Annotated in this window: 8 protein-coding genes; 6 read left to right on the top strand and 2 right to left on the bottom strand. The window is 42.4% G+C overall.

Features of this window, described 5'->3' with window-relative positions:
• Window positions 1-228: 228 nt before the first annotated feature.
• The 3 genes from WAM07_RS12840 (at window position 229) to WAM07_RS12850 (ending at window position 2,854) form a co-directional block, all read left to right on the top strand.
• Complete coding sequence (locus WAM07_RS12840; RefSeq protein WP_422167420.1) at window positions 229-1,062, top strand: metallophosphoesterase; 834 nt, start codon at window positions 229-231, stop codon at window positions 1,060-1,062.
• A 504-nt stretch (window positions 1,063-1,566) separates the two neighbouring features.
• Window positions 1,567-1,770, top strand: coding sequence for a copper chaperone CopZ (gene copZ / locus WAM07_RS12845; RefSeq protein WP_422167421.1), 204 nt, complete (start codon window positions 1,567-1,569; stop codon window positions 1,768-1,770).
• 139 nt (window positions 1,771-1,909) lie between these two features.
• Window positions 1,910-2,854: a F510_1955 family glycosylhydrolase gene (locus tag WAM07_RS12850; RefSeq protein ID WP_422167423.1), complete on the top strand. Its 945-nt coding sequence runs from the start codon at window positions 1,910-1,912 to the stop codon at window positions 2,852-2,854.
• A 73-nt stretch (window positions 2,855-2,927) separates the two neighbouring features.
• Here WAM07_RS12850 and WAM07_RS12855 read toward each other — a convergent pair whose 3' ends face one another.
• A complete protein-coding gene (locus WAM07_RS12855; protein WP_422167425.1) occupies window positions 2,928-3,488 on the bottom strand; it encodes a hypothetical protein in 561 nt (186 codons plus the stop codon).
• Between the two features lie 258 nt (window positions 3,489-3,746).
• Between WAM07_RS12855 and WAM07_RS12860 the strand changes: the two genes are divergently transcribed.
• Together WAM07_RS12860 and WAM07_RS12865 are read left to right on the top strand one after the other, a co-directional pair.
• Complete coding sequence (locus WAM07_RS12860; RefSeq protein ID WP_422167433.1) at window positions 3,747-4,184, top strand: DUF6376 family protein; 438 nt, start codon at window positions 3,747-3,749, stop codon at window positions 4,182-4,184.
• Window positions 4,185-4,240: 56 nt separating this feature from the next.
• Window positions 4,241-4,534, top strand: coding sequence for a hypothetical protein (locus tag WAM07_RS12865; protein WP_422167427.1), 294 nt, complete (start codon window positions 4,241-4,243; stop codon window positions 4,532-4,534).
• Between the two features lie 72 nt (window positions 4,535-4,606).
• On the opposite strand, the gene WAM07_RS12870 is transcribed toward WAM07_RS12865, so the two are convergent.
• Window positions 4,607-4,852 (bottom strand): hypothetical protein, encoded by a 246-nt coding sequence (locus WAM07_RS12870; protein WP_422167429.1) that lies wholly within the window; start codon window positions 4,850-4,852, stop codon window positions 4,607-4,609.
• 229 nt (window positions 4,853-5,081) lie between these two features.
• On the opposite strand from WAM07_RS12870, the gene WAM07_RS12875 reads away from it, so the two are divergent.
• Window positions 5,082-5,943: cache domain-containing protein (locus WAM07_RS12875; protein WP_422167431.1), on the top strand; the 862-nt coding region annotated here is incomplete at its 3' end.

Here is a 5,943-nt window from a genome sequence, read left to right on the forward strand (position 1 = left end):
CTTTCGATGTTTCCTGCAGTGAAAGGGCAGAATATCATTTTTTCCGAACAAAAGCAGCGGCTCAGTTTATACAGAAGCGTGAACCTATTTGAAAAAACCTTGAATATTTGATGATCCTGCCAATTTGTAAATCAAAAGAATTAGTGTGAATTTCTTATTTTTTGAAACATTTAGGAGGAACGGTCGTCTGATGTATGAGAGAATCATAACAGAGTAAGGAGGTGCCCTATGAAAATACGACTGGGTTTCTTAGCATTGATGATCCTACTAGGCGCTGCCTCTATTGGAAAAGCGGTCTACGACACCAATGTATTTAAAGTTAATCACGTAAACTTTGAAAGCAGCGAGCTTCCCGCGGGCGAGGAACTTGAAATATTACAAATTACCGACTTACATAATAAGATGTTCGGAGACGAAAATGAAAAACTGGTTCGTACAGCTGAAGAATTGAACCCTGATCTGATCGTCATTACCGGAGATTTGGTCGACCGTAGTACCGAGAAGTTACAGCAGGTTTTTAACCTGGCAGAGAAATTAAAAGCTATCCAGACAGATGTTTATTATGTATCGGGCAATCATGAATGGGAAAACGAGAAGACAGAAGAATTGTTCCAGGGGCTTCGGGAAAGAAACATTACGATGATGGACAATACTAATAGTACATTCCAGCGGAAAAATACTACGATCAATATCACCGGGATCGCAGACAGTTCCACAGATCATGAAAATATGAAACAAGCATTTGAGGGGATCGACAACAACGCTTATACGATTTTTCTCTCTCATTCTCCAAACGTCGTTACAAAGTACGACGACATTCCAGCCGACTTGGTTTTGAGCGGCCATACGCACGGCGGACAGGTTCGTTTCCCATTCATTGGAGCGGTAGTGGCTCCAGATCAGGGCTTATTTCCGGATCTAACGAAAGGAGTCTATCAGGTAGATTCCGGTTCAACGCTATATATTGATAGCGGGCTGGGAACAAGTATCGCTCCAGTCCGGTTCTGGAATCAGAGCCAGATGAGTCTACTTACAATTTCCGGTTCTAAAGAAGCGAACTAATCACCAAACGTTTTTCCAATTTGGAAGGACGTTGATAGATTTAGATGGCGTCCAAGAGCTTACTGACGATTCGCATGAGACCTTCGCCCAGCCACTTAAGGAGTCGAACGGGTAAAAAGATCAGCTCGGGGATCCATGTGAAGAATAGATCTAAGATATCTCTCTTATGAGTTTGCTTTTCCGCTGTTTACTCACAGCATTCAGCTCCTTTATATTCCAAGTTACTTCTTGATAGCAGGATTACGAATCTTTAAGGAAAAGCGTTTCATTTTCCTGTTATTCTTTCTAAGGCAAGGCTTTCTGCTTCCTTCATAGACCACCGTCATAAAGTCTTTTTCCCATATATTTAAACGGGTCTCATTTTATGATTTATTCAAATTTTCACGTCTAACGGTTGACCCAAAATACCTAATAGGGGTATATTTGAAAAAGAAAGATTGTCTAATAATCGTGAGGTTCAGTTGGATGTGAATCTATACTAACCCTGTGAAAGGATGAATCATCATGCAAACTACGATTAAAGTCGAAGGTATGACATGTGAACATTGCGAAAAAGCTGTTACCGGCGCTTTGAAGGAATTAGATGGTGTTGAAGAAGTTCAAGTTGATTTGACTACGGGAAACGTCGAGGTTTCTACGAGCAAAGAAGTGAGTAGAGAAGCTATGGCAGATGCCATAGAAGACCAGGGTTATGACGTTGTTTCATAAGAATGAGGAAAAGTCTGAAGATGAAAGATCTTTAGGCTTTTTTCATGAGACCGATTCTCATCGTTTTATTTAATGCTTTCTAACCAATTATCGATATCTTTTTGCTAGAGTAATAGGAACTTTTTAAGGAGTGTCATACATGAAGATAAAAATTGGGATTATAATGTTTATATCTATGTTTATCTTCGCCGCGTGCAGCAGCGATTCTAATCAGAATGAAGCATCAAAAGAAAGTTCAGAGCAAAAAGAATCCGTTGAGAAGAGTACGGCTTCCTTTGATGGAAGTCTCGAGCACGTACATGGTATGGGCTATGTGGAAGAGAATACTCTCGCGTACGCCGCTCATTCTGGAATCAAATTACATAAAGGCGGGGAGTGGCTCGAATCCATCCATCACAAAAATGATTACATGGGCTTTAATGTAGTCGATGATGGGTTTTATACCTCGGGTCACCCGGGAGAAGAAAGTGATCTTCCGAATCCAATTGGTCTTCAAAAAGGTAAAGTGATGGAAGAAGGCTTATCTGCCCTTGGATTTGAGGGAGAAAGTGATTTTCATGCGATGGGAGTAGGAGCCAGAAATCATGCCGTTTATGTGTTTAATGAACATGCAAATTCAGAAATGGAGCAGGGTTTGTATAGAAGCCTTGATGACGGAGAGAGCTGGGAGAAGATAGCTGCCGAGAATTCAGGCGAGAAGATCTTTCAAATTGCCGTTCATCCTGATGATGAAAATAGGGTGGCGCTGGCTACGGCTTCCGGAATTTATTTAAGTGAAGATGGAGGGGAAACCTTCAGCAGGATTTCAGAGGAAGGACAGGGAAGCGGTCTACATTTTACAAAGAATCGCTTATATTACGGTCTTTATACCGGAACTCCTTTTTTGTCCGTCTATAAATGGGAAGATCAATCCAAAGAGGAGATTGGGCTTCCTGAAATGAAAGAAGATGGGGTTATGTATATCGCCAAAAATCCAGAAAAGAAGGACACCTTGTCCATTTTCACGATTAAAGGAAGCAGTTATACGACTTCTGATAGTGGGGAATCCTGGGAGCAGATTATTGAAGAGGGACAAACAAAATAATGCAAGTGACTTTCCAGTGAGGAAAGTAAACAGAAATGGAAACCCATACACAAAAGTATACGTGCATGGGTTTTTAATGCGCTTGATGAGTGGGATGCTCACTTGCAGGAGCTGAGTCCAATAAACTTCCTCCTAGTAGAAAGAACAAGGCTGCTAAGAAAATAACGAAAGGCTTAATCAGCCACTTTTTTGATGGAATCGAATCTTCCCGTAAAGAAGCATGAAAGAATACCGGATATAACAGGAGCGAGCTGATGGAAAGGGTAATCAAAAGCTTAAGAAAAATAACAGCTTCCGTATAGGAAACCATTTCTCCTAACATGGCTCCCATCATTCCTCCCATCAGTCCAGCTGTGAGACCTTCCATCAAAGAGACGGTCCCTAACTTCCCCGCACTTACCGCTGCCAAAGTAGCACCGCCAAAAAATCCTAATAGACTTGAGGTATAGAAACTGCCTGGCAAAATAGAGCTTGCCATTAATCCAACTGTGAGCCCAATCGTGGTTCCTGAGAACATGGACATGACCATGCGCTGGCTGTGAGATAAAAAGTGACACCATTTTCCCGCTAAACGGAATGAGCTGATAACGGTTAACAGTAAGGCGACTAGAACGAACAGGTGAAAGTCACTCATTTATATTCTCCTCTTCCATATGTCTTGTCCCTATCTAATGTATGAAGGAATGGAATGAATTATTTGGTTTCAAGGCGTTCATGATTTAGGAGCTTCTATATAGAAACGGGGAGTACCTCAAAGTTCTCAAGCTTTGGGGATTTTATTTACATAAGTCTCCCGTTTATTGAAACTCTGCAACGCGCCTGCTCGTATAAATAGCAATTGTATATCTATTTTGGGCATACAATGGAAGGAGGAGGGGTCCAGTTGAAAAAGATGTATGGATGTTTTTTCATTGTGGTCATGTTATTTCTGAGCGGGTGTTCGTTCCTTGAAGGGGTGAATAACTCTTTGAATTATGTCAATGAAGCAACGGAGTACGCGAATGAAGTTAGTACGTTTACGAGTGAAGTTCCTTCCCTTGCTGAACAAGCTGTCATGGATCAGCAGGCGGCAAATGAATTAGAAACGCGTCTGGAAGAGATGAAAGCGAATATTGAAGAATTTAATGAGCTTGAAGCGCCGCAGGCAGGAGCGGATCTGCACCAGCAAGTGGTGGAACGAAACAATCAGGCTCTCGAGGGCATTCAGATGTATTTAGATAATATGGAGAATGGTAAGCTGGACGCCTCGGTGATTGAGAATACGGAAATTTTCCAGTCATTGAGAGAAATTACAGAGGTTATTGACCAGATTAAGCAATTGGGAGAATAAACAGGCAGGAACCCCGTCTTCTTTTGTTGAATAGTGGGGAGAGGGGGACACACTGGATGAAAAATGTGACAGTAAAAAAGGTATTATATAATGAAGATCACAACGAAGTGGAGTTTTCTAAAGGTTTATTACTGATTGATGATGTAGGACCACTTGTGAACTGGACCGTCAGTTTAAACAAGGTACAGGATGTCAGTTTTTTTGCTGATCTCCAAAAAGAAAAAAAGCATCTTCAACTGCGCATAATTGGAGCTGAGGGACAGACGTATAAAGGAACCGCAGCGGTTGATTTGATTCCGGATCAACGCACGGTGCTCATGGTCGCAAGAGGCGAGTTGAAGCAAGTATAATGATCTTAACATATCCCGGGAAACGCTGAACTGAGCGTTTCTCTTTTTATTTTTCTTAATAAAACAAGAGTCCTAGGACTCGCGTTTGTTCGTATACACCCTCAATTCCCACACAAATAAACTGATACCTGCCAACAAAGCCGCGATCCCTCCTATGAGAAGGCCGCTTGGAGTATAGACAAACATATACCTGAGAAATTCCTCTCTGCCCCACGTGTCTGATCCAATGCCCCCGATCGCTGCACAAATAAACAGGGCGGCAAACAGGAAGGCTGCTAAAAATAGAAACGAAATACCTGTGTAAATTCGATTGACCATGTTCTTTTTCTCCTTCTTCTTGAAAACTTATTTCCACGGGTCTCTTCAGAGTGGTTTCAACAGGTTGTTATCCTCTCTTCATCTACTTCCCCTATAATTCTTCGCCGCACTACTCTTGTTTTCCTTTTTTTAGAAAATCATTTATTCAATTATATAAGAGGTATAAAAGGTCTGGTAAAAAAAGCCGATATAGAAAGAGAAGAGGGAACGTACATAGGGGGAAAACGAGATGAAGAAATTCAAGTACAAAATGCTGCTGGCCTTCGGAGGCGTCCTATTTCTGGCTTTCGCAGGGATGGGATCTTACAATCTGTACACAAACTACCAGCATAATCAGGAACAGGTGGAGAGTTACGAGACGAATTTATTAGAAGCTTTCGATTTACGGATTAAAAATGAAGTGAATACGGCTATGTCTTTGCTGCAATCCGCCTATAGCCAGTACAAACTGGGAGAAATGTCAGAGCCTGAAGCGAAGGAATTAGGCAGGAAGCTCGTGAAGGAGCTGCGCTACGGGGATGAAGGCTATTTCTGGATTGACGGTATTGATGGAGAGCTCATCGCGCACCCGATGTCACCGGAGAAGGAAGGCAGTAACCGTCTGGACATTCAGGACCCGGAAGGCACCTATTTGGTTCAGAATATTGTTTCTGCTGCCACAGAGGGCGAGAGTGGCGGCTATTCGGAATACATGTGGGAGAAGCCGGGAGAAGAGGATCTGGTTGCTAAGCGCGCCTATTCAGAGTTATTTGAGCCGTGGAATTACATTGTCAGTACCGGCAATTATACAGATGAAATTGATGCCCTGACCGCTCAAAAGGAAGATGAGTATAATCAGAAGATGGAGCGCGACATGTTGATGGGCGGGGGAATTGTAGCCGTCCTGCTTCTTCTGTCCGCGATCATTGCTCTCCTTTTCAGCAATCGTATTTCGAGAAAGGTAACGAAAATGACCGAGCATGTGAATCAGGTAGCCCATAAAAATCTCGAAGTAGAGGATTTATCGACCCGCAGTCATGATGAATTTGGCGATCTAAGCCGCGCGATTAATCAAATGACGATGAACCTGCGTCATATGATCGGCAATGTTT

The sequence above is a fragment of the Halobacillus sp. genome (assembly GCF_049282395.1).
GTDB lineage: Bacteria > Bacillota > Bacilli > Bacillales > Halobacillaceae > Halobacillus.